The following is a 22,333-nucleotide window of genomic DNA, read 5'->3' as shown; positions in this document are numbered from 1 at the left end:
AGGCCGGCTATTAGGCCGCCTTCGCGGGCAAGCTTTGCTCCCACAGTTGGATGGGGGGACGGCCAAAGAGCCAGGTCGGCTATAAGGCCGCCTCGGCGGGCTTTTGATCTGGGGGCCCCGTTGACCACGCTGGCCGAACGTAGGTATTGCGCAGTGGGCACCTCGGCATGGATGCCGAGGTAGCCGCGCTGGGCCATGGATGGCCCTTCGCGGCGGCCCACGGAGCAATGCCGGAGTGAGGGCACACCGAGCCTAAGCGAGGTGCCGAGTGGTGGGGCAAAGACCTTTTGGTTACTTTTGGGGCGTTTGCCAAAAGTGACCCGCTGTAAGAGCGGAACCGCCAGTAGCCGTTACCGCAGAAATGGATATGTACTTAGTCAAAAACATCCTGGCCGGCTGTCAGGCCGCCATCGCGAGCAAGCTCGCTCCCACAATTGGATCGGGTACAACCGCAAGAGATAGGCCAGCTACTAGGCCGCCTTCGCGAGCAAGCCCGCTCCCACAATTGGATCGGGTACAACCGCAAGAGATAGGCCGGCTACAAGGCCGCCATCGCGAGCAAGCTCGCTCCCACAGGGGATTGGAGGTGTCGCAGATATCACCGGCAACACAAAACAACTGTGGGAGCGAGCTTGCTCGCGATGGCGGCGGGTCAATCGACATGGATGCCAACTGAACGGACGCTATCGCGAGCAAGCTCGCTCCCACAGGTTTTGGCTGCTGACCAATGATCAGCAGCCCTCACTCAATCAAACATTCGGGCAAGGCACCGGTGCCCAGTCACCCAGGTCCGGGTTCTTGCACATGCTGTTGACCTGAGTGGTACCGGCACTGGCCACCTGCTTGCTCTCATCCTGCTTGGCCTTGGCGGTCTGCAGGGTTTTCTCGGTGGTCACCGCTTCTTTCGGCACGGTCGGCAGGTCTTTCTTCTTCGCCGGCTGCACGTTCTTGTTCTTTTTCTTGTTGGTAGTGGTCTGAGCCACGACCGGCGTGGTATCAGCAGTGGCCACGGTCACCACGTCAGTACGCTGCACACCCACTTGCTGCAGGTCTTTCTCATAGGCCTGGGTGTAGTTGTTCAGGTCTTCCGAGGCTTTGCCGTTGACCGCGACGATCAGGTCGTTCGACTCTTTCAGGCCGGAAACGATTTCCGCCAGGCGCTTGCGGCCTTCGGTGTCGTTGACGGTCTTGGCCTTGCGGTCGGCAACCAGTTTGCTGAACGCGTTCTGGTAGCACTGCTGCGAGGTCTTGGCGTAAGCGGTGCTGCGGTCGATGTCGGAGACGCTTTTGTTGACGTCGGCAGCGTAGGAGGCGATGCGCTGGTTGTCATCGGCGATCTGCTTCTGGCGCTCGGTGTAGTAACCGGCTGCGCCACCGGCCAGGGCGCCGCCCGCGGCACCGATGGCGGCGTTGCGGCCACGGTCTTCCTTGTCGGCGGTCAGGGCGCCCAGCAGTGCACCACCGACAGCGCCGACAGCGGCACCAGTGACGACCGACTTGGTCATGTTGCCTTCGGTGGAGCGCAGGTGCTGCACCGGCTCGTAGCAGTTCGGGTAGTACTCGACCTTGGTGCTCGAGGCGACCTTGGAGGTCGGAGACGTGGCGCAACCGGTCAGTACGGTGCTGAAGCCGACAGCGACCATCAGCAAGTGACGCTTGGAAACCGAAGCAAATGGTTTACGGGAGAAAAGCATAGTTGTGTTCTCGTTTAAGTGTTGACCAAGCTCAGCGCGGCGCTATCGCCGCCTGAGTCCCTTCCAAGCTCGCTGACAACGGACACTCAAGACCGCTGAGCGTTCGATGCGAGCAATTCCTTCAATATCGCCGCCGGGTCGGCTCGTTTTTGCTGACGATAATCCCCGACATGACGAACGAATAACGTTGCACGCGCCACCAGGCTCTTGCCCAGTACCGGTTTGCGCTCCAATTCTTCCTTGATGCGCTGGAACTGCGCCTGGATCACGGCATCGGTGTAGCGCGTGCCGGTGGCCAGGTTGTCGATGTAGATCGCCACCGCGCCATCCAGTGCGCTGCGGCCGTTGTCGATGGCCGTGGCGAACAGCGTGGCGCTGGCCTCATCCTTGGCGTCCAGCGCGGCTTGCCGGCTGTTCTGCAGATTGGTCAGGCGAATGTTGTAGTTGTTGACGGTCTCGGCCACCAGGGCCGACGACTGGATCAGGTTGCCTGCCGCCTCCTCGCGCTGCTGGGCGATGAGCGAGACGTTGCGCTTGAGCTCTTCGTTGACCAGGCCCAGTTCGGCTTGCAGGCGCGGATCGACGCTGGCGGCGATGATGCTGTCCAGGCGCTTGGTCGGGTCGTCGGCGTCATCGATGGCGTCGGTCAGGGACGCGAGCCGGCCTTCTTTCTGCCATTGGGCGAACAATTCCTTGTAGCGCGAACGCGGCGCCGACAATGCCCCGACGGCCACGCGAAAACCGGTGGTTTCGTTGCTCTGCTCGGTACCGTCGGCGGCGAACAGCGGGTATTCGCGGCGCATGCCGGTGAACAGCGTGCCCTCGCCTTCCAGGTAGTTGCCGCCCTTGACCACGAAGCCGCCATAAGCGCCCTGGCGGCGACCGGCGTGCACCAACTGGAAGGATTCCTGGACCATCTCGGCCGCGTTGCCCACCACATCGAACAGGCCGATGGGGTTCGGCAACTTGGTGCCGATGGGCATCAGCCGCGCCGCCTGACCGGTGCCACCGGCGACCTGGTTGAACACCGCCCAATCGGCCAGCGGCCCGTCGCTTTCACTGCCCTCCAGGCGCCGGGGAAACAGGCGCCCTTCCAGGTCCTGGCGGCTGACGGCCTGCCCGCCGCGGGCGGCGAATTCCCATTCGACTTCCGTCGGCAAGCGCACGAAACCCAACCCGCCGTCTTCGGCGGAGGTGCCGCGACCGCTCACCGGCAGCAGGTCCTTGTGGTATTTCATCAGCCAGGCGCTGTACACCGCCGAGAAGCGCTCGGCCTCGAACTTCGACAGTTTCACCTTGGGCAAACGCCCCGCCACGCCTTGGGGCAAATCGGCTTGCAGGGTTTCGCAGGCCGGCGCCGCTTCGCCACTGGCCAGCGATTGCGCCTGGGCCATGACCTGGGCGTATTGGCGGGCCGTGACCTCGTACTTGCCGATGAAGTACAGCATCGGCTTGAGCGGCGTCTTGGCGTCGGTCTTGGGCATCAACGGCGTGATGGTCTTGTTCCAGTCCGTGGGCAGGTCCTTGAGGGTGAACTGGCCGTTGATGAAGTCGCGCCGGTAGCCGGAAATGAACGACTGTTGATAACCCGCCTCGCCTTCGCTGAACGGGTAACCGAGACTGATCTCGCGGTCGTCCAGGGTGCCCTGGGCGAGGATGTAGACGTAGCGGAACACCATCTGGCCTTCGCACGGCAGCGGCAGGCTGACGTCGTCGGGCAACGGCTTGGGGTTGTCCAGCTTGTCCGTGCCTTCATCTGCCCAGACCATGCTGGCCAGGCTCAGCGCCACGGCGGCGCCCAATAACTTATACATCGCGAATTCCTTCACACGCCTGGATGCGCGCCACCCGCCAGCCACCGCAAGCCGCCGCGACGGCGCTGACGCCGAGCACGGCCAGCAGGGCCAAAGTGTAGTGACGCACCAACAGATGGCTGGCGTATTCGCCGGGCATCTGTGCAAATAAATAATTGAGGCCCGACTGCGCCAGGCCATACAAGCCGGCACTCAGCAGGGCCGCGAACGTGGCGCTGTAGAGCGCCTGCAACACCACGAACAGCAACAGCGCCGCGGTGGAAACCCCCAGCAGGCGCAACACCGACAACTCCCGACGCTTACGCTCGACCGCCGCCAGGGCGCCGGCAAAGATCGCCGCGAAGGCACCGGCCAAGGCCAACCCGGCGATGATCCAGAACACGATCGACAGATTGCGGCTCAGCGATTGCACTTGTGCGATGGTCTGGGCCTGGGTCGAGACCAGCAGGTTCTGCCCGGCGAAATACTGACGCAGCGGCTCGACGTCGCCGAGGCTGCGGGCATACAAACGAAACGCCGGGTAGACCCGTTGCCCGGCCACACTCACCGCATCGCCCGGCCAGCCGAACGCGGGCACGGCGCGGCCGTCGCGGTAATCCTCGGCGGCCTCCAGCAGGGCCAGCGGTGCAAACAGGCCGTCCCGGGCAAAGGCTTCCAAGGGCAGCACGTGCAAGACCTGAACGCGGGTGCGCTGCGCCTCGCTGCGACCGGCCACCTGCCGGCCGAAACTGGCCTGCACCCAATCGCCGGCCTTGGCGCCGAGCTTTTCAGCGGCGGTCTGGCTGAGCACCACTTGATCCAAGCCTTGAGGCACCGGCAAATGCTCGAACAAGGGATCGTTGGCCGCGGTGGGAATCATCTCGACCGTAACGACCGAAGCATCGCTGCTCAGATCCGCCGTGGCGGCGATCTGGCGGGTGCGCGGCAAGGCAAAGGCCACGTCGCCGCGCTGGCTTAACTGTTCGATGAATTCGGCACTGAAGCGACCGCCGCCCAAGGGGATGATTTCCCGAGTGGCCGGGTCGTTCTGCAAGCGCTCGGTCAGGCTGCTGACCAGGCCGAACTTCAGGCCGAACAACACCAGCAACGGCGCCACCACAGCCACCAGAGCAAGCACCGAGCAGGCCGACAGCCAGGCATCGTTGCGGTAATCCTGCCAGGCCAGGGAAGCCACCAGCGCGCCGCGCATCAGCAAGCCTCCCCGAGGGTGGCGGTGACACCGCCGTCGGCATCGCGACGGCAACTGATGCGTCGCACCTGCAAACCGCTGGCGCGGGCCAGCGCCTCGTCGTGGGTGGCGACCACACAGCACACGCCGTGTTCGCGAGCCTGGGCCACCAACAACTGCATGACGCGCTCGGCGTTCAGCGGGTCGAGGGCGGCGGTCGGCTCATCGGCCAGCAGCAGGCGCGGCCCATGGGCCAACGCCCGGGCACAACTGACCCGCTGGCGCTGGCCGACGGATAAGTCCGCCGGTTTCTTGTCCAGTTGATCGGCGATGTCCAACTGCCCAGCCAGGCGCGTCACGCTTGCGTCATCCTTCAAGCCCAGCAATTTGCGCGACAACGCGATGTTGCCGCGCACATCCAGGAAGCCCAACAGGCCGCCGGTTTGCAGAACATAACCCAGGTAACGACTGCGCAGCTCGGCCAAGGTGCCCTGTTGCGACGCACGCCACAATTTGGCGATGTCCAGCGGCGTGTCGGCGGGCGTGAAGTCGAACCGCCCGGCCTGATCCGGCGCCAACACCAGCGCCAGCAGGTCCAGCAACGTACTCTTGCCACAACCGCTGGGGCCGACCACCGCCAGTTGTTCACCACCGCGCAATTGCAGCCGTGGAATCACCAGGCTGTAGCGCTGGCTGCCGGCGCCCCGGCTTTTGTGCACGGCGTTGAGGGTCAGCATCACGGCAGCGTCGACAACGGAACGCGGTACAAGGCATCGCCCGGCTCGGCGTCGCCGAAGCGCACCCAGTTGGCGAGGTCGTTGTGGAAGGTTTCGTAGAGGCGGATTTTCGAATCCAGCTCGTCGATGAAATCTTCCTGCTCGGCCACGCTCAAGGACAGCCACAAGTCCTGGGTCATGTTCAGCGACTTGCTGCGGTACGGCAGCCCTTCCAGGTACTCGCCGAGAATCCCGCCGTCGGCCAGGTTGCCGCCCTTGCGCAGGGCCGACGGGTCGCGGCTCATGTAGGCACTGGCGCTGGCGATTTCCTGGAAGAAATCCTTGGGCGAGCTCTGGGTCTTGCGGGCCGCGTCGACGATCAGCTTCAGCGACTGCTGCAGGTCGTTGAGTTGCAGCTTGGTCAGCATCACGCACACCTGGAACGCCGGCAGCGCCGGGTTGGTCAGGTCGCGGTCGGCGGTCCAGGCGCTGACCAGTTGCGGCGCCTGGCTGGCGGATTTGCGCCCCAGGAAATCCATGTGCATCGCGTAGCCGACCGCGGCCGACTTGTCGGCCAGGCTCGGCGCGGAGCTGAGCAGTGGCACGCTTTGCGCCTTGTTGCTGCGCACCTGATGAACCAGGTCGGCGAACACCGAACCGATCTCGTCGACCCGCTCGCCGAACTTGCGCACGTCGGCGCCCGGCACCGGAATGTACAGGTCGCCGATCTGCGGATTGGCGTCGGCGGTCAGGGTACGGTACTGGCTCTGGGCGCCGGCATGGGTTTTCTTGCCCGCGTCGCTGAGCAGGTGCAAGGCGTAGATCTTGATCTGCTTGCCCAGCGCCGCCTGGCGCACTTCGGCCTCGTTCATTTGCGTGGCGGCAAATGGGTCGTTCTTGCGCAGGGCTCCGGCGTCGGTGACCAACAGGATCAAACGCCCACCGTAACCGGACCAGTCCATGCCTTCGACGGCTTCCATGACCCCGGCGAACGCATCTTCGTTAAACGAATGGCTCGACACCGTCGATGCCTTGACCTGCCGCGCCAGCTCCATGAAGCGCTGCGGGTCGCGGCCCTGCTCGAGGGTGATCAGGGTCTTGGCGACGTATTCCAGGCCCGGGGTTTTCTTGATGCTGCTGCGGAAACCCACCATGCCGAAGCTGACGCTGTCCAACTCGCCGCGCTCGGCGATGCGGGTTTGCAGTTCGTGGACCACGTCGCGCACCTGGTCGATGTAGGGCTGCATCGACACGGTGGTGTCCACCACCAGCACCACGGCGGTGCGGAACGCGTCGGCGTTGGCGGTGGTGATCGGCGTGTTGCCCGCCGCCTTGGGGGTGTTGCCAGGGTCGATGGACGCCACGTTCAGCAACTGCACCGGCTGGCCGTTTTCATCGAGGCTTTCGCGGGAATCGAAGATCGGCAACAGATAGAACTGGCTCTGCGGCACCGCGCTGGCGGCCGGTTCAAGGGCCAGCACTTGCTGGTCGTCCTGCGGGCTCTGCTGGGCCTTGAGCAACACGTTCTTGGCGGCCGATGGGTTAGCCAGGAGCTTTTCCACTTCCCCAGGCTGACGCAGGAACATCACTGGCGCACGGCCGGAACGTTCGGTGAATTTGAGCACCAGGCTTTGCTTCCAGTCGCTGACCTGGGCGGCAGGCAACCAGCCGTCGCTGCGCCCGTCGGTGGCCGCGCCGACCCGTACCCAGGCGCTGCCATCGAGGTCTTTGCGCTGATACACGTACAACACCGAAAACGCCGGCAGTGCCTTGCCCGGTGCGGCACCCGGCGCCTCGGCGAGTTTCGCCCCCGGCTTGCTGAGCACGCGCTGGAACAGGGTTTTCTTGCCGGCCATCAAGAGCGGACGCTGACCACCGTCGGCCTCGGTCGCCACAGGAGGCTGGGCCGGCGGGGCGGCGGGTGGCTTGACCGCCGGCACGTCCGGGGCCTGCGGCGGCGTCACTTCCGGTGGCTTGACCGAGGTGGCCGTGGCCACTGGCGTCTTCACTTCTTTGCCATCGTCACCGGCCAACCACCAATAACCCGCGCCACCCAACGCCAGCGCCACGGCGACCGCAACGGCGGCCAGGGCGAACACCGGCCCTTTGCGTTGCTCCGACACCGAGGATTGAACCGTCGGTTTTATCGGCGGAGGAACGGGCTTGGACTGCGGCTTGGACTGTGGCGGCGGTGGTGAATAAGCCGGGCCGCTGGGAATGTCGATGGACATGGGCGTCAGGCCCGCCAAGTCATCCACCGCAGGCGACGTGGTCGGCAGTTGCAACGACAACGGCCGGATCAGCGTCGCTTCCGACTCCTCAGGCAGGTTATCCAGCGCCCGCAGCAACGCCGCCGCGTCCGGGAAACGCTCCGCCGGGTCCTTCGCCAACAGTTTGCGCAACACGTCCTGGTAACGGCCGTGGTGCACCGGCAACTCCGGCAACGGTTCGGTCAGGTGCGCCAGGGCCGTGGACAGGGCGTCGTTGCCGGTATACGGCAGTTTGCCGACGAGGATTTCGTAAAGCACCACGCCCAGGGCGTACAGGTCGGCGCGACCGTCGATGTCTTGCCCACGGGCCTGTTCCGGGCTCATGTAGCTGGGGGTGCCGACGGCAAAGCCGGCCTGGGTGAACTGGGTGCGGTCGTCCAGGGACTTGGCGATGCCGAAGTCCGAGAGCACCGCCGTGCCGTCGGCGCGGAACAGGATGTTGGCCGGCTTGACGTCGCGGTGGACCAGGCCCAAGCCGTGGGCATACCCCAGGGCCGAGGCGATCTGGCGGATGTAGGTCAGGCCCTGCTCCGGCGTCAGGCCCGCGGCGATGCGTTCCTTGAGCGTGCCGTTGGGCAGGTACTCCATCGCCATGTAATACAGCTCACCGACGTTGCCGATGTCATGGATGGTGACGGTGTGCGGGTGCGACAGGCGCGCCAGGGTCTTGCCTTCGCGCAAAAAACGCTCGCAGAACGTCGGGTCGGCGGCCAGGGCTGCCGCCATCACTTTCAACGCCACCTTGCGCTCCAGCGAACGCTGGGTCGCCAGGTACACGCTGGCCATCGCGCCTTCGCCGATCGGCCCTTCGATGTCGTAGCCGGGGATGACAATGTTCAGGGTCAAGCTCATGACGCCACCTTCACGACCACCACGGTGATGTTGTCCGGCGCGCCACGCATCAGGCCCAGGGACACCAGGCTGCTGGCGATTTCGCCCGGCTCGTCGTGGCTCAGTACTTCGCGGATCTCCTCATCCTCGACGGTCTTGGTCAGCCCGTCGCTGCACAACAGGTAGCTGTCGCCAGGCACCAGCAGCAGTTCGGTCAGCGCCAGGTTCAGTTGCGCCTCGACGCCAATGGCCCGGGTGACGATGTTGGCCCGCGGGTGCACCCGCGCCTCGGCTTCGCTGAGCAGGCCACTGTCCTGCAGATCCTGGACGTAGCTGTGGTCCCGGGAGATGCCTTCGAGCACGCCGTCGCGCAGGCGATACAGGCGGCTGTCACCGGCCCACAGGCACATGCCCCGCAGGTCGCGGACGGCCAGGACCACCACGGTGCTGCCCATCATGGTCACGCCACGGTTGGCGGTTTCTTCCCGCACGGCGGCGTTGACCCGTAGCAGGTCGCTTTGCAGCGCCGCGACGTACTCATCCAGCGAACGCCCCACGGCGATGCCGCGCAGGCTGTCGACGATCAGGCTGCTGACGTAGTCGCCCGCCGCATGCCCGCCCATGCCGTCGGCCACCACCCAGAGGCCGTTTTCCGGCAGGTCCAGGCAGGCGTCTTCGTTGACCTGGCGGACCATCCCGACATGACTCTTGCTTGCAGACTTGATTGCTTTTCCGGCACTTGGACGCATCTACACAACACCTTCTTGGCCGAGCAAAAATTGCGCAAAATCAGCGGCTGCCGGCATTCCCTGGCAGCGCATCAAACCCGGGGCAATGCGCTCCGATCCCTGGCCCCACCACAGGCTCACGCCTTCACAGGCCGACTCGGCCAGGGCGCTCATGCGCCGCTGCGGGTCGGTGGCATCGAAACGATGCAGGCTGGCGAAACGGCTGCTCGGCGTGCGCGGCAGGTGCATCGGGCTACCGAGGGTTTCCAGCTGTTCGTTGAACGCCTCGAAACTGGCCTCCACGCTCAACGTGCTCAGCAACAGGTTTTCGACCCGCTCAAACCACTCGTCGGCACCGCCCACCACGGACGCCGGGTCCGCATCGGGCTCCAGCAGCACCGCGACGGTCAGCGGGAAATAACGGCCGACCCGGTCGATGCTCGGCATCACCACCCCGACGGCGGCGTCCGGGCCACACACACCCGGCGCGAGCATGAAGCGCCACAGCGGGCTGACCAGGTAAGCATCCAGCCAGCGCTCGCCGAGGCTGCTCTGGCTGGCGAGCAAACCCGCCGCCAACCACGAATCCCACGGCCCGATAAACCCCTGGGGCAAGCCACGGCTGACGAAATCGCCGCGGCTGGCCAACTTTCCATAGAAACCCGGCGTACTCATAGCCGCTCCGGCAGGCTGAAGCCGCTGAGCACTCGGCTCTTGAACGGGTTGAAGGCGCTGTTGGCCCGCAACTCGTAAGAGGCGCTGGCACCATCGACCCGCAACCGCAGGTTGAAGCGATCCGGCGAGTTGCCGGCGGTCAGGTCCGATTGCTCCAGCAAGCGGAACCAGGCCCACGGCCCGTCCAGGGTGATGCCGGAACGACCGCTGGACGACGGCGGCATGATGGAGATCCGCACCACGCCGATGCTGCCCGGGTTCGGCCACTGCATGGCGGTCGGGCGGCTCGGGCCGTGGTCGTAGCTCAACTGCTGGCCGTCGAGGTCGAGCAGGAACTGGGTGATGGTCGAGTCCATCGCCACCGGCTTGAGTTCGAAGCGCACCATCGGCTGGGTGCCGCCGGAGCGGAAGAACGCATCGCGGATGGTGGCCGCGCGCTGGAAGGTCTGCAGCACACCGGGGGCGATGCCGAGCTTCTGCGCCGCGCCCGGCTGCCAGCGCCAGGTCGGCGTCGAGGTGTCGACGTAGGGTTGCAGGTACTTGCGGAAGTAGTTGTCCATCACCCCGCCGACGCCGAAGAACTGGCCGAAATCGTCCAGGGTCGCGTCCCGCGCACTGCCCGGCGACATCGGATAGCGCCCGGCCAGGGACTGGCGATAGATGTTCACCACTTCGCTGGTCCAGGCGGCGTTCAGTTGGTTGCGCACCCCGCCCATCATGCTGTTGGTGGTGGAGTTGACCACCGACTTGACCAGGCCCTGCACCAGCGGCGGCTGGCGTTCGGCGTTGAGGCTGACGCGGGTGGCGGCGGCCGTGGCCTGGTTCTTGGCTTCGCCGAGCAAGGCGTCGCCGCTGGCCCCGACCATGGCGCTGACCTGCACGTACAGAGCGTTCATGTCGGCCAACAGACCGTCGATGGCCGCCGGCTCGCCTTCGCTTTTGCTGACGATGCTGTTGAGCTCGGCGAAGTGCGCGGTGATCGGGTCATCGCTCGCCGCCGGCGCGTTTGGCGTCGCCTGCTCCTGGCCGAGCAAGCTGCCCAAACGCTCCTTGAGCTTGTCCACGCCGCCTTCCACCGGCGCACCTTGGGCGGCCAGCAGGCGTTCATCCTGTTGCAGGTCGGTTTCCTTCGCCACCGCCACCAGCAGTTTTTTCAGCGGCGAGGTCGGGCCGGAAATCACCCGCAGCACATCGGCCGCCTGGGCCACGCTGGTGATCGGCACGAAGTCGATGTCGGCGAGCAAGGCGTCCCATTGGCGCAGGTAGTCCTGGAAGTACAAGCGACGCACATCGGCGGCCAGGCTGGCGACGTTCTGCTGATCGGCTTGTTCAAAGCCCAGCACCCACTGCTCTTCGGCCAGGGTGCCGGTCTGGCTCAGGCTGGTGAGCAAGAAGCCCTGGCGGTAGCCCTTGACGGTGAAGAACCCGCTCAGCGGCTCGCCCAACGGCTTGCCGCTCTTGCGGCTGAACACCAGCGCCGCGTCACGCCCAGCGGCTTCGTTGATGCGGAAGTCCGGGATGCCTTCGGGCAGTTTCTGGCGCTTGATCCGGTCATAGACCCGCTGGGCCACCGGCAATTGCTGCAACTGGCGCCGCAGGTCTTCGACCAGGCGCTGGTCCAGGCGCGCGAGGGGCGGACGCCGCTCGAACAACGCCTGCAAATGCGCGGTCAGGGCCTGGCGCTGCTCGGCCGGCAAGTCCCGCGGCAGGCTGCGGTCCCAATCCAGGGCGATCCAGGCCTTGATGAAGTCGGCATCGTAATGCTCGGTGTCAGCGAGCATCAGGTAGGCCTTCAAGCCCTCGTAGAGGAAATCCGAATTGCCGCCGCTGTGCAGTTGCTCTTCGATGCGCGTCAGCAGGCGTGGCGCGAACACCGCGATCAGCAGCTTGCGGTAGACGCTGCCGGACTCGGCTTCGAGCATGTCGCCCTGGTACAGGCCCAGGCCTTCGGCCCAGCTCGGGGCGTCGTCGGCCAGGTGTTTCACGGCGTTGAGCAATGGCAACACCGCGAGCACATCCCGTTGCGCCGGGCTGAGGTTCTGCACGGTCTGGCCCAAGGGCGCGACCTTCTGATCAACCTGGGCGATGTAGGCCTGGTTGGCACGGTAGCTGACCCACCACAACGTGCTGACCACCAGCACCAGCACCACCGTGGAGGCCAGAACGCCGCGGGCGATCCACTTGCGCCGACGCTCGACTTTCGGGTCGACGCCCACCAGCCCGCGCTCGGCGAAGGCCACGGCGGTGAAGAGTTTTTCGATGAAGTAGCTGCGCCCGGTGCCGGTCTGGCGCGCCAGGTGCTGACGGTCCAGGTTCATGCTCTGGGCCATGGAACCGATCAGGCGGTCGATCGGGCTGCCTTCCTGGGTGCCGCTGGTGAAATACACACCGCGCAGTAACACGCGCTCTTCGAAGGCATTGGGTTTGAACACCCCTTCGAGGAAGCTTTGCAGGCAATCCTTCAGGGCGCCGAACTGCTGCGGGAAGCCGTAGATCAGGTCGCGCCGCGCCGGGTCGCGCTCTTGTTGCAGGCGCTCCACCAGACGGTCGTTGAGGCGTTGCTCAAGGCCGGTGAATTCGCTTTGCAGGTGCGCCAGCGGGCTGTCGTTGCTCTTGCCATCGTCCAGGGCGAAGGTCATGCCCCAGACCTGGGCGCGCTCTTCCTTGCTCAGGGTATCGAAATACTCCATGAACCCGGGCACCAGGTCGAGCTTGGTCAGCATCAGGTAGATCGGGAAGCGCACGCCCAGCTGGGTGTACAGCTCCTGGATCCGCAAGCGAATCGCCGCGGCATGGGCGGCGCGCTCGGCGTCGCTGCCCAGCAGCAGGTCGGACAGGCTGATGGCGATGAATGCACCGTCGATCGGGCGTCGGGCCCGTTGCTTTTTCAACAGCCCCAGGAAACCCAGCCAGGCAGCCTTGTCGATGGTCGCGTCGCTGTCCTGGGTGGTGTAGCGCCCGGCGGTGTCGAGCAGGACGGCCTGGTCGGTGAACCACCAGTCGCAATTGCGCGTACCGCCGACACCGCGCACGGCACCGGCGCCCAGTTGCGCGGCCAGTGGGAAATGCAGCCCGGAGTTGACCAGCGCGGTGGTCTTGCCTGAACCCGGCGGGCCGATGATCACGTACCACGGCAGCTCGTAGAGGTTGCGACGCTCGTCACCGCCCAGCTTGGCTTTCTTGAGCAGGGCCAAGGCTTCGTCCATGCGCTGGCGCAGGGTTTCGAGCTCCTCGGCGGTGGCGATGCTGGTGGGGTCGGGCGGGGTTTGCGCGGCCAGGCTGCGCATCACTTCGGCGGCCTGACGGCGCGCCTGGATGATGCGGAACACCCGGTAGGCGATCCACACCGCGAACACCAGGATGATCAAGGCCCAGCGGCGGCCTTCAGGCACCAGCCAATCGAGCAGCGGGCCGACGAACCAGATGATCAGGCTCAGGGCGATGAGCCCCAGCAATGGAATGACCCAGCGGGTCATAAAACTGAAAAACGCCTTCACTCGACCCCCTCCGCCAATACTGTGATTTCAACCCGACGATTGCGCGCACGCCCCTCTGGGGTGGCGTTGGACGCCAACGGCTCGGTGTCGCTGCGGCCTTCGGCGCTGAAGCGCTCGGGCTGGCCGGTCTTGGCCGAAAGTATTTGCAGCACCGATTGGGCCCGCGCTTCGGACAACGCCCAGTTGGACGGGAACCGGAGGGTGGCGATCGGTCGATTGTCGCTGTGGCCGGTGACCAGGACCTGGCCCTTGACCTTGCGCACCGCATCGGCGATGCGCAGCATCAGCGGCTGGAAATCGTCCTTGATGCTGGCGCTGCCCGAGGCGAACAGTTCATCGCCGCGGATGGTCACCACCGAGCGGTCGACGGCGTCTTCCACGGCAATCCGGTTGGCCCGGATTTCATCGGCCAGAAAGCCTGCCAGGCGTGGGCGCTCGACCACTTTCGGCTGCACCACGGGGCGGTCGATGGTCTGCACCGGGATTTCGCCCAGGAAGTGGATGTTCTTGAACACCGGCTCGGCATCGGAGGCCAGTTTCATGCGCAGGCCGAACAACAGCGCCAGAAGCAAGGCCGCGCCAATGGCCACGGCGATCCACGGCGGCATGAACTGCGCCAGTCGGTCACGGGCCACGGTGACACCGCGCCAGTGCGGCGACAGCTCGCGCTCGTAGTCGCCCCGGGCGCTGCGGATCACCGCACTGGTGCGCTCGCGCAACGCTTCCAGTTGGCTGCGACCGTCGTTCATCACCCGGTAGCGCCCCTCGAAACCCAGGCACATGCACAGGTACAACAGCTCCAGCAGGTACAGGCGCTCGCGGGGGCTTTGCAGGCAATGCTCCAGCAACTGGAACACCTTCTCGCCGCCCCAGGCTTCGTTGTGCACGGTGATCAACAGGCTTTGCTTGCCCCAGTCACTGGTGCCGCCCCACGGCGTGCTCAATACCGCTTCGTCCAGCGCGGTGCACAAGGCGTAGCGGGCCAGCAACACATCGTTGCGCACCACACCGGCGGCCTCGGCGCGCTCTTCGAACTGGCGCAGGTAGGCCAGCAGTTGTGCGCGCAAACTGGCTGGCGCCGGGTGGGCGATGGTGTTGCGCAGGCGCGTCAGCAGGGCCAACAGTGGGCCGGCGGCGCTTTCCAACGGGTTGAGGCCCTCGGCCTTGCCGGTCAGGACCGGCGCGGCCGGCATCGCCAACGGCGCCGGCTGTGGACGACCCGGGTCCGGACGGCCAGGGTCCGGGCGGAATGGATCGGCGCCACGGCCACCGGGCGTCGGCATGAATTGGGTACGATCGTCATTGCTCATCGCGGTTTATCCTCGGATCGCCCAGAAAGCCAGGTTCAGCCCCGGGAACTGGCCGGCGATGTGGAACGCAAAACCGCCGGAGTTGCTCAACTGCTGCCAGTGGTCGCTGCCCCGGTCGAGTTCGTAGTAGGTGGAACCGGCGTGGTACGGCAGTTGCCGTGGCGCCACCGGCAACGGCAGCAGGCCGATGCCCGGCAGTTGCAGGTTGACCAGGTCGCGGATGTGCTCCACCGAGCCGACCTTGCTTTGCTGGCCGAAGCGGCTGCGCAGGGTTTCGGCCGGCACATCGGCACGCACCACCAGGATGAAGCTGGCGCTGTCGAGCAGGGTCTTGTCGGCCAGCATCGCCACGTGGATGCCGTAGGCTTTCTCGACAATCGGAATCGGCGTCGCCTTGCTGTCGATCAGCATCGACAGGGCTTCGCGCAAGGCCTGCATCACCGGCGCGTAGCTGAGGGCCAGGTCATCGTGCTGGTACGGCGGGTATTGCTGCGGTCGTCGTCCGGACGCGGTGAACGTGGAGAACTCCCCGGCCAGGCTCACCAGTTCGCTGTAGAAGCGCTCGGGGTGCAGCGGGCTCAACTGGCTCAGGTGCTGGATCAACGGCTGGGCACGGTTGACCAGTTGCAGCAGCATGAAGTCGGCAATCTCCGAGGCGCCACCGGCACCGGACGCCACCACCCGCCCGGCCAAGGCTTCGCCGCGTTGATGCAGCAGGCCCAGCAGTTCGCTGCGAAACGCCGCCAGCGGTTTGGAGGCGATGACATCCAGCAGTGGCGGGATGTAGGTGTCGTCGAGTACCAAGGCACGGTCGGCACGTTTTTCCTTGATGCGCACCACACCGATGGCGGCGTAGTCGCCGATGCCATCCTGTTCGGTCAACAACCGCAGGGCCCGGGAGCCAAGGGCCACCGGCGCGCGGTTTTCGAACGGCGCGTTGTCGTCGCGCACTTCGCACACCTGGCTCACATAACGCGCGGCGCCGAGGTCTTCGCCTTCGTCCACGGTGTCACGGGCGCCGGCGCGCTTGAGCGGCAAAGCCAGGTACACCAGGCCGTCGCGCAGGTTGTCATCGACGTTCAGCGGTGTGGGCGCCAGGTCATCCTGGGGAATGTCGAAGGGCGTGCCGTCCGGCAACAGGCCCCGCGCCGAGATGATCGCCAGCTTGCCCTGGGCCAGCAGGCCCTGGTCGATCAGCAATTCGGAAAAACCCCAGGCGCCGGCCGACAATGGACGGCTGCGTGCGTCGATGAGGTTTTCCAGGTAACGGTCATGCTGTTGGAAGTGCTGCGTTCCAATGAACATGCCTTCCGACCAGACCACGCGATTGTTCCAGGACATGGGGGCTCCGATTGCTTATTGGGCAGGGCTGGATGGGGGAACGACGACGGCACTGCGCACGGCGCGCACATCGAGGCTGATCTGGTATTCGGTGTATTCGCGCGCCGGGACATTCATCACCGTGCGCCACAACGACTGGTCCAGTTCGCGATAGCCCACCAGTATTCCGATGTGCCGCGTGGCCGGGTCGAGGTCGCGCTGCAGGCTCAGTTGCTGGCCGGGCTGGATCAGCACCTCGTCCTGGTCGATCAGGTCGGCGCCCAGCGTGGCCTGGGCCCGTTCGGCCAGGGCGAAATAATCGGAACGGCCAAAGGTCGCGGCATTTTTCAGTTCGAAAATGCGCACCCGGACCGGGGCCGGCTGGCCGGTGGCGCCGGGGTTGAGGCCGGCAATGGCATGGAAATGCAATTCGATGGCGGCGGTGTCGGCCTCAGCTTCTTCGGACTGGGGGTTGGCCGCATCCTTGGCGCACGCCGTCAGCAGAAGCGCGGTGGCGACTGCGAGTAAAAACCTGGGAATCATCCTGCGTCCTCAATGACGTTTGAGCTATCCGTTGTTGGCCGATCAATATTGTTATAGGACAGCGCCGCTCAACGGCGTCGCTGTCGTGTGCTGTGTTCTTCGTAGGCGCGACTGAACTCGCGACCGAACAGGTCCTGGAAATCCTCCTGGGCTTCCCGGGAAATGTTGCTGTAGAGCTCGGTGAACTGCTGCCAGTACTGGGCCTGCCGCGAGCCGCTGAAAATCCCCGAAAGCCCGCCGGGCTTGGCCATGCGCTCTTCCAGTTGCGCCGGCTCGAAACGCCCCAGCAAATGCTTGATGGCCGCTTCCACACCGGCCATTACCGCCAGTTGGTGGGCCCGCAAGTCGTCGAAACTGTCACGCACCGCCGCGTCCGGGGCCATGAACGCCTGGTTGCCGTGGCGCAACAGCAACAGCAAGGCTTCATCGACATTGGGGGCGAACTTCAGCGGGTTGTTTTCCACAGGCTGGATCATCGTCTGCTGAATGCGGAACTCACCCTTGAGGCTGCTGCGGGCGCGCAAGACATCGATCAGGCCTTCGACCATCAACCGATAACTGCGCCCGATGCTTTCCATCTGTGCTTCGGCATTGGCCTTGTCCAAGCGCAACTGATCCAGCCCGGCACCGCGCAGGAAGGCTTGCAGCAAGTCGGGTTGGGCAGCCTCGGCCGGGGCAACTGGAGCAACTGGAGCAACTGGAGCAACTGGAGCAACTGGAGGTGCGACCGGGGTCTCGACGCGGGTCACCGGCGCTTCACGCACGGGCGGCGGCGGTGCACTGATTTCAGCAAAGATGTCGACGAGCGGAGGCTGCGGAACAGGGGTCGCGACCGGCTCAACCACCGGCGGCACCGGCTGCGGGGCCACGGGCAGCGGGGCAACCGCCACCGGTGCCGGCTTGTCGCTGAACGGGTCCCAGTCGTCCGGAATCACCGAGGCAGCCGGCGGTACAACCGGCTCGACCACGGGTGGCGGGCTCGGCCGGGCAATTGGTGTCGGCGGGCGGAAATTGTGCTGCTCGGCCGGGACATGGTCAGGCTGGGTGGCCGGCGGGACACTGCTCGGGGCCAAGAAGTCGAACAGGTCCGGCAGGGTGTCCATGGCCGACACGCCCTGGAAATGCGCAGGCGAGGCCACCTGGACCGGCGACGGCGTATGCGCCGCGGCGCTCTGCTGCCCCATCAAGGCCTCGAAACTGCTGGGCGATTCGGCGAACGGATTACTGTCGGTGACCGGCAGGTTGAAATCGACGCGGGCCTGGATTTCATAGTCACCAATGCGGATCACCTCGCCGTCTTGCAGGGGCTCGCTATTGCCCTTGCGCAAGCGAACGCCGGCCTTGACCAATTCCACACCATTAGTGCTGTTATCGGTCAAATAATAACGCCCATCTTTGTATTGGATAACGCAATGTTTACCGGAAACCAGGCGCTCCGGGTCCGGTAATACCCAGTCATTATCGGAATTACGGCCAATTGCCATCACCCCCTGGTCCATGGACTTTTCAGAACACTGGCCTGGGGTAATTTTGTGATAACTAGTGATAGTCAAACACAGCGGCATCTTGCCTCCTTGCTGAATACTTCGCGCGCGGGCGGGAGTGAGGGTTCAGACCCTGACGACCCGCCGGCAACCTGCCAACAACCGTAAAAAACGGCTTTTTGCCAGCATGATTGCTGATCATAACCGGCTTGCGTGACAAAAATCCCACGTCAGTTGCCGCTTCGACCGGCAGGTCGGGCAGGCTGTTAAGCGCATCACAACTGTTACATAGGGCATACACAGGCGAAATAGCTTACCTTGACAAGCGATAAGTACTACACCAAAAATGCACAACTTCTTGAATATACATGATGGCACTTTAAGATCATCACGAATCTAAAGGGCCATTACCGTCAAGGAACATGTGAAGTTTCATCCGAAACTTGCGTGTGAACTGCCCGACTTCTATCAAGCGGGTGATAGGGAGATCGATCCAAGTGGATGTGCCTTTGCTGCTCGCCGCCGTTTCCGCGACTTCGCCGTGTGGTGAAGATTTGGAATATGACGCGGATTTCCTGCGCCTGGAACGTGACTCCCGGGGCCAACCCGAGCGCAGCATGGGTGATTCGATCCTGCCTGCCGAACCCCCTGAATGGCGCAGCATCCAGCAGCAGAGCCTGGACTTGCTGCAGCGCAGCAAAGACCTGCGCATTACCCATTTTCTGATGCAAAGCTCCCTGGCCCTCGAAGGTCTGCCGGGCATGGCCCGTGTGCTGACGCTGATCAGCGAACTGCTCAAGCAATACTGGGCCGAACTGCATCCGCGCCTGGACGCCGATGACGATAACGACCCCACCGTGCGCATCAATGCCCTCGCCGGCCTGACGTCCGATGTCACCATTCGCCTGCTGCGCGAAAGCATCCTGACCCGTTCGCGGACCTTCGGTGCCGTCAGCCTGCGCGCCGCCGCCAACGCCAGTGGCCTGCAAAGTTTCCCGGATGAAAACCTCGGTGCCGAACAGCTCGCCGGGGCCCTGCTCGACAGCGACCCCGAGCAGCTGGAAATCACCCGCGCCGCCCTGCTCGAAGCCCGCAGCGCCGCCGAAGCCATCGAGCAGCAGGTCAGCGACCAGGTCGGTTCCGCCCAAGGCGTGGACCTCGGCCCGTTGAAGCAACCTTTGAAGATGGCCCTGCAGATTCTCGGCCAGTTCGCCCCGCAGAGTGGCGACGACGCCCAGGCCGATTCCGTCGGCGACCACAGCGCAGCGCCCGCTGAGCATGTACATGTAAATGTCACAAGCTCACCGCGTAATACCAACACCGTCAGCGGCGACATCAACAACCGCGACGATGTGCTGCGCAGCCTGGACCGGATTCTCGCTTACTACACCCGTCATGAGCCCTCCAGCCCGCTGCCGGTGCTGTTGAACCGGGCCAAGAATCTGGTGCACGCCGATTTCGCGGCCATTGTGCGCAACCTGATTCCCGACGGCATGAGTCAATTTGAAAACCTGCGCGGCCCAGACAGCGAATAAAAAGCGAGCGGATCACGCAGTCACGTCACCGGCACCCCCGATGACGCCAACACCGTCGCTCAAGCGACCAGGAGCAGCAACGTGGCGAAGCAAAGTTCTCAGAAATTCATCGCGCGCAACCGCGCGCCTCGAGTGCAGATCGAGTACGACGTCGAGCTCTACGGCGCCGAGAAAAAGGTCCAGTTGCCCTTCGTCATGGGCGTCATGGCCGACCTCGCCGGCAAGCCCGCCGAGCCTCTGGCAGCGGTGGCCGATCGCAAGTTCCTCGAAATCGACGTCGACAACTTCGACTCGCGCCTCAAGGCCATGCAGCCGCGCGTGGCGTTCCATGTGCCTAACGAACTGACCGGCGAAGGCAACCTGAGCCTGGACCTGACGTTCGAAAGCATGGACGACTTCAGCCCGGCGGCCGTGGCCCGCAAGGTCGACTCGCTGAACAAGCTGCTCGAAGCGCGCACCCAGTTGGCCAACCTGCTGACCTACATGGACGGCAAGACCGGCGCCGAAGAAATCATCATGAAGGCGATCAAGGACCCAGCGCTGTTGCAGGCCCTGGCGAGCGCGCCGAAGCCAGCACAGGACCAATGATCATGACTGACAATACAGCCCGCGAAGGCGCACAGAACCTCGGCGCGACAGAAGAAACCAGCGAGTTCGCGTCCCTGCTGCTGCAAGAATTCAAACCCAAGACCGAGCGCGCCCGCGAAGCCGTCGAGACCGCCGTGCGTACCCTGGCCGAACAGGCCCTGGCGCAGACCGACCTGGTGTCCAACGACGCCATCAAGTCGATCGAATCGATCATCGCCGCCATCGACGCCAAGCTCACCGCCCAGGTCAACCAGGTCATCCACCACCCCGACTTCCAGCAACTGGAAAGCGCCTGGCGTGGCCTGCACTACCTGGTCAACAACACCGAGACCGATGAGCAGCTCAAGATCCGCGTGCTCAACATCTCCAAGACCGACCTGCACAAGACCCTGAAGAAATTCAAGGGCACCGCGTGGGACCAGAGCCCGCTCTTCAAGAAGATGTACGAAGAAGAATACGGCCAGTTCGGCGGCGAGCCTTACGGCTGCCTGGTGGGCGACTACTACTTCGACCAGTCGCCACCGGATGTCGAGCTGCTGGGCGAGCTGTCGAAAGTCTGCGCGGCCATGCACTCCCCGTTCATCGCTGCGGCATCGCCGACCGTGATGGGCATGGGCTCGTGGCAGGAACTGTCGAACCCGCGCGACCTGACCAAGATCTTCACTACCCCGGAATACGCCGGCTGGCGCTCGCTGCGTGAATCGGAAGACTCGCGCTACATCGGCCTGACCATGCCGCGGTTCCTGGCGCGCCTGCCTTATGGCGCCAAGACCGACCCGGTGGAAGCCTTCGCCTTCGAAGAAAACACCGACGGCGCCGACAGCTCCAAGTACACCTGGGCCAACGCCGCCTACGCGATGGCGGTGAACATCAACCGTTCGTTCAAACACTTCGGCTGGTGCTCGCGCATCCGTGGCGTTGAATCGGGCGGCGAAGTGGAAAACCTGCCAGCCCACACGTTCCCGACCGACGACGGTGGCGTGGACATGAAGTGCCCGACCGAAATCGCCATCTCGGACCGCCGTGAAGCGGAACTGGCGAAGAACGGTTTCATGCCGCTGCTGCACAAGAAAAACACCGACTTCGCCGCGTTCATCGGCGCCCAGTCGTTGCAGAAACCGGCCGAATACGACGACCCGGACGCCACTGCCAACGCCAACCTGGCCGCGCGCCTGCCGTACCTGTTCGCCACCTGCCGGTTCGCCCATTACCTGAAGTGCATCGTGCGCGACAAGATCGGTTCCTTCAAAGAGAAGGACGAGATGCAGCGCTGGTTGCAGGACTGGATCCTCAACTACGTCGACGGTGACCCGGCGCACTCCACCGAGACCACCAAGGCCCAGCATCCGTTGGCTGCCGCCGAAGTGATCGTCGAAGAAGTCGAAGGCAACCCGGGGTACTACAACTCCAAGTTCTACCTGCGCCCGCACTACCAGCTCGAAGGGCTGACCGTGTCGCTGCGCCTGGTATCGAAACTGCCGTCGGCCAAGGGCGCATAACACCGACCTTGATGTGATCGTTCCCACGCTCTGCGTGGGAATGCCGCCCGGGACGCTCTGCGTCCCAGTGACGCGGAGCGTCACCCGATGCGTTACCACGCAGAGCGTGGGAACGATCAACAAAACACAATGTGGTTAGAAACCACACAGGGAGAAAACATGGCTGTTGATATTTTCATCAAGATCGGCGACATCAAGGGCGAGTCCATGGACAAGGCCCACAAGGACGAGATCGACGTCCTGAACTGGAGCTGGGGCATGTCCCAGTCCGGCAACATGCACGTGGGCAGCGGCGGTGGTGCGGGCAAGGTCAACGTCCAGGACCTGTCGCTGACCAAGTTCGTCGACAAGGCTTCGCCGAACCTGATGATGCACTGCGCCAGCGGCAAGCACATCGACAAGGTCAAGCTGACCGTGCGCAAGGCCGGCGGTGAAAGCCAGGTCGAGTACATGATCATCAACCTGGAAGAAGTGCTGGTCACTTCCCTGAGCACCGGCGGCTCGGGCGGCGATGATCGCCTGACTGAAAACGTCACCCTGAACTTCGCCAAGGTGCTGGTGGACTACCAGCCACAGAAAGCCGACGGCACCAAGGAAGGCGGTCCGGTCAAGTTCGGCTGGAACATCCGTCAGAACGTCAAGGTGTAATCGAAAATACCCC

General features: G+C 64.4%; 16 protein-coding genes and 1 pseudogene. 4 read left to right on the top strand and 13 right to left on the bottom strand.

Annotation, left to right across the window (positions count from 1 at the left end; translation table 11 throughout):
• Positions 1–110: 110 nt before the first annotated feature.
• From BM317_RS31375 to tagH, 13 genes and pseudogenes are all read right to left on the bottom strand, one after another.
• Positions 111–197, bottom strand: a pseudogene (locus BM317_RS31375) (nucleoid-structuring protein H-NS); the annotation flags it as partial.
• Positions 198–749: 552 nt separating this feature from the next.
• Complete coding sequence (gene tagQ / locus BM317_RS08575; RefSeq protein ID WP_092168400.1) at positions 750–1,694, bottom strand: type VI secretion system-associated lipoprotein TagQ; 945 nt, start codon at positions 1,692–1,694, stop codon at positions 750–752.
• Positions 1,695–1,780: 86 nt separating this feature from the next.
• Positions 1,781–3,523 carry a formylglycine-generating enzyme family protein gene (locus tag BM317_RS08570; protein WP_170842308.1) on the bottom strand — a complete coding sequence of 581 codons (1,743 nt, stop codon included), beginning with the start codon at positions 3,521–3,523 and terminating at the stop codon, positions 1,781–1,783.
• Entirely contained in the window at positions 3,501–4,697 is a 1,197-nt protein-coding gene (locus BM317_RS08565; RefSeq protein WP_092473973.1) for an ABC transporter permease, read from the bottom strand. The genes BM317_RS08570 and BM317_RS08565 overlap by 23 nt, the downstream gene beginning before the upstream one ends.
• The gene (locus BM317_RS08560) at positions 4,697–5,413 is read right to left on the bottom strand and encodes an ABC transporter ATP-binding protein (RefSeq protein WP_092168392.1); all 717 of its coding nucleotides are present in this window, start codon (positions 5,411–5,413) and stop codon (positions 4,697–4,699) included. Before BM317_RS08560 ends, BM317_RS08565 begins: the two co-directional genes overlap by 1 nt.
• Positions 5,413–8,514 (bottom strand): serine/threonine-protein kinase, encoded by a 3,102-nt coding sequence (locus tag BM317_RS08555; protein ID WP_092473971.1) that lies wholly within the window; start codon positions 8,512–8,514, stop codon positions 5,413–5,415. Before BM317_RS08555 ends, BM317_RS08560 begins: the two co-directional genes overlap by 1 nt.
• Positions 8,511–9,242 (bottom strand): PP2C family protein-serine/threonine phosphatase, encoded by a 732-nt coding sequence (locus BM317_RS08550; RefSeq protein ID WP_092168386.1) that lies wholly within the window; start codon positions 9,240–9,242, stop codon positions 8,511–8,513. Before BM317_RS08550 ends, BM317_RS08555 begins: the two co-directional genes overlap by 4 nt.
• On the bottom strand, positions 9,243–9,896 hold the full coding sequence (tagF, locus tag BM317_RS08545; protein ID WP_092168383.1) for a type VI secretion system-associated protein TagF: 654 nt from the start codon (positions 9,894–9,896) through the stop codon (positions 9,243–9,245).
• Positions 9,893–13,393: a type VI secretion system membrane subunit TssM gene (gene tssM / locus BM317_RS08540; protein WP_092168380.1), complete on the bottom strand. Its 3,501-nt coding sequence runs from the start codon at positions 13,391–13,393 to the stop codon at positions 9,893–9,895. The genes tagF and tssM overlap by 4 nt, the downstream gene beginning before the upstream one ends.
• The gene (locus BM317_RS08535; RefSeq protein WP_092168377.1) at positions 13,390–14,703 is read right to left on the bottom strand and encodes a DotU family type VI secretion system protein; all 1,314 of its coding nucleotides are present in this window, start codon (positions 14,701–14,703) and stop codon (positions 13,390–13,392) included. Before BM317_RS08535 ends, tssM begins: the two co-directional genes overlap by 4 nt.
• A gap of 6 nt (positions 14,704–14,709) precedes the next feature.
• Entirely contained in the window at positions 14,710–16,044 is a 1,335-nt protein-coding gene (gene tssK / locus BM317_RS08530) for a type VI secretion system baseplate subunit TssK (protein ID WP_092168374.1), read from the bottom strand.
• A 15-nt stretch (positions 16,045–16,059) separates the two neighbouring features.
• The gene (tssJ, locus tag BM317_RS08525) at positions 16,060–16,566 is read right to left on the bottom strand and encodes a type VI secretion system lipoprotein TssJ (protein WP_092168371.1); all 507 of its coding nucleotides are present in this window, start codon (positions 16,564–16,566) and stop codon (positions 16,060–16,062) included.
• Positions 16,567–16,634: 68 nt separating this feature from the next.
• Entirely contained in the window at positions 16,635–18,131 is a 1,497-nt protein-coding gene (tagH, locus tag BM317_RS08520; RefSeq protein ID WP_092473969.1) for a type VI secretion system-associated FHA domain protein TagH, read from the bottom strand.
• Between the two features lie 416 nt (positions 18,132–18,547).
• On the opposite strand from tagH, the gene tssA reads away from it, so the two are divergent.
• From tssA to BM317_RS08500, 4 genes are all read left to right on the top strand, one after another.
• Positions 18,548–19,585, top strand: coding sequence for a type VI secretion system protein TssA (gene tssA, locus BM317_RS08515; protein WP_092473967.1), 1,038 nt, complete (start codon positions 18,548–18,550; stop codon positions 19,583–19,585).
• Between the two features lie 81 nt (positions 19,586–19,666).
• Positions 19,667–20,173, top strand: a complete 507-nt coding sequence (gene tssB / locus BM317_RS08510) for a type VI secretion system contractile sheath small subunit (protein ID WP_003206923.1) — start codon at positions 19,667–19,669, stop codon at positions 20,171–20,173.
• Between the two features lie 2 nt (positions 20,174–20,175).
• The gene (tssC, locus tag BM317_RS08505; protein WP_060740019.1) at positions 20,176–21,672 is read left to right on the top strand and encodes a type VI secretion system contractile sheath large subunit; all 1,497 of its coding nucleotides are present in this window, start codon (positions 20,176–20,178) and stop codon (positions 21,670–21,672) included.
• Between the two features lie 159 nt (positions 21,673–21,831).
• Entirely contained in the window at positions 21,832–22,320 is a 489-nt protein-coding gene (locus tag BM317_RS08500) for an Hcp family type VI secretion system effector (protein ID WP_025216165.1), read from the top strand.
• Positions 22,321–22,333: the final 13 nt, after the last annotated feature.

It is taken from the genome of Pseudomonas sp. NFACC24-1, from assembly GCF_900115235.1.
GTDB classification, from domain to species: Bacteria; Pseudomonadota; Gammaproteobacteria; order Pseudomonadales; family Pseudomonadaceae; genus Aquipseudomonas; species Aquipseudomonas fluorescens_AA.
Note: the sequence above shows the minus strand (reverse complement) of the source record. Positions and strands in the feature narration are given on the sequence as shown.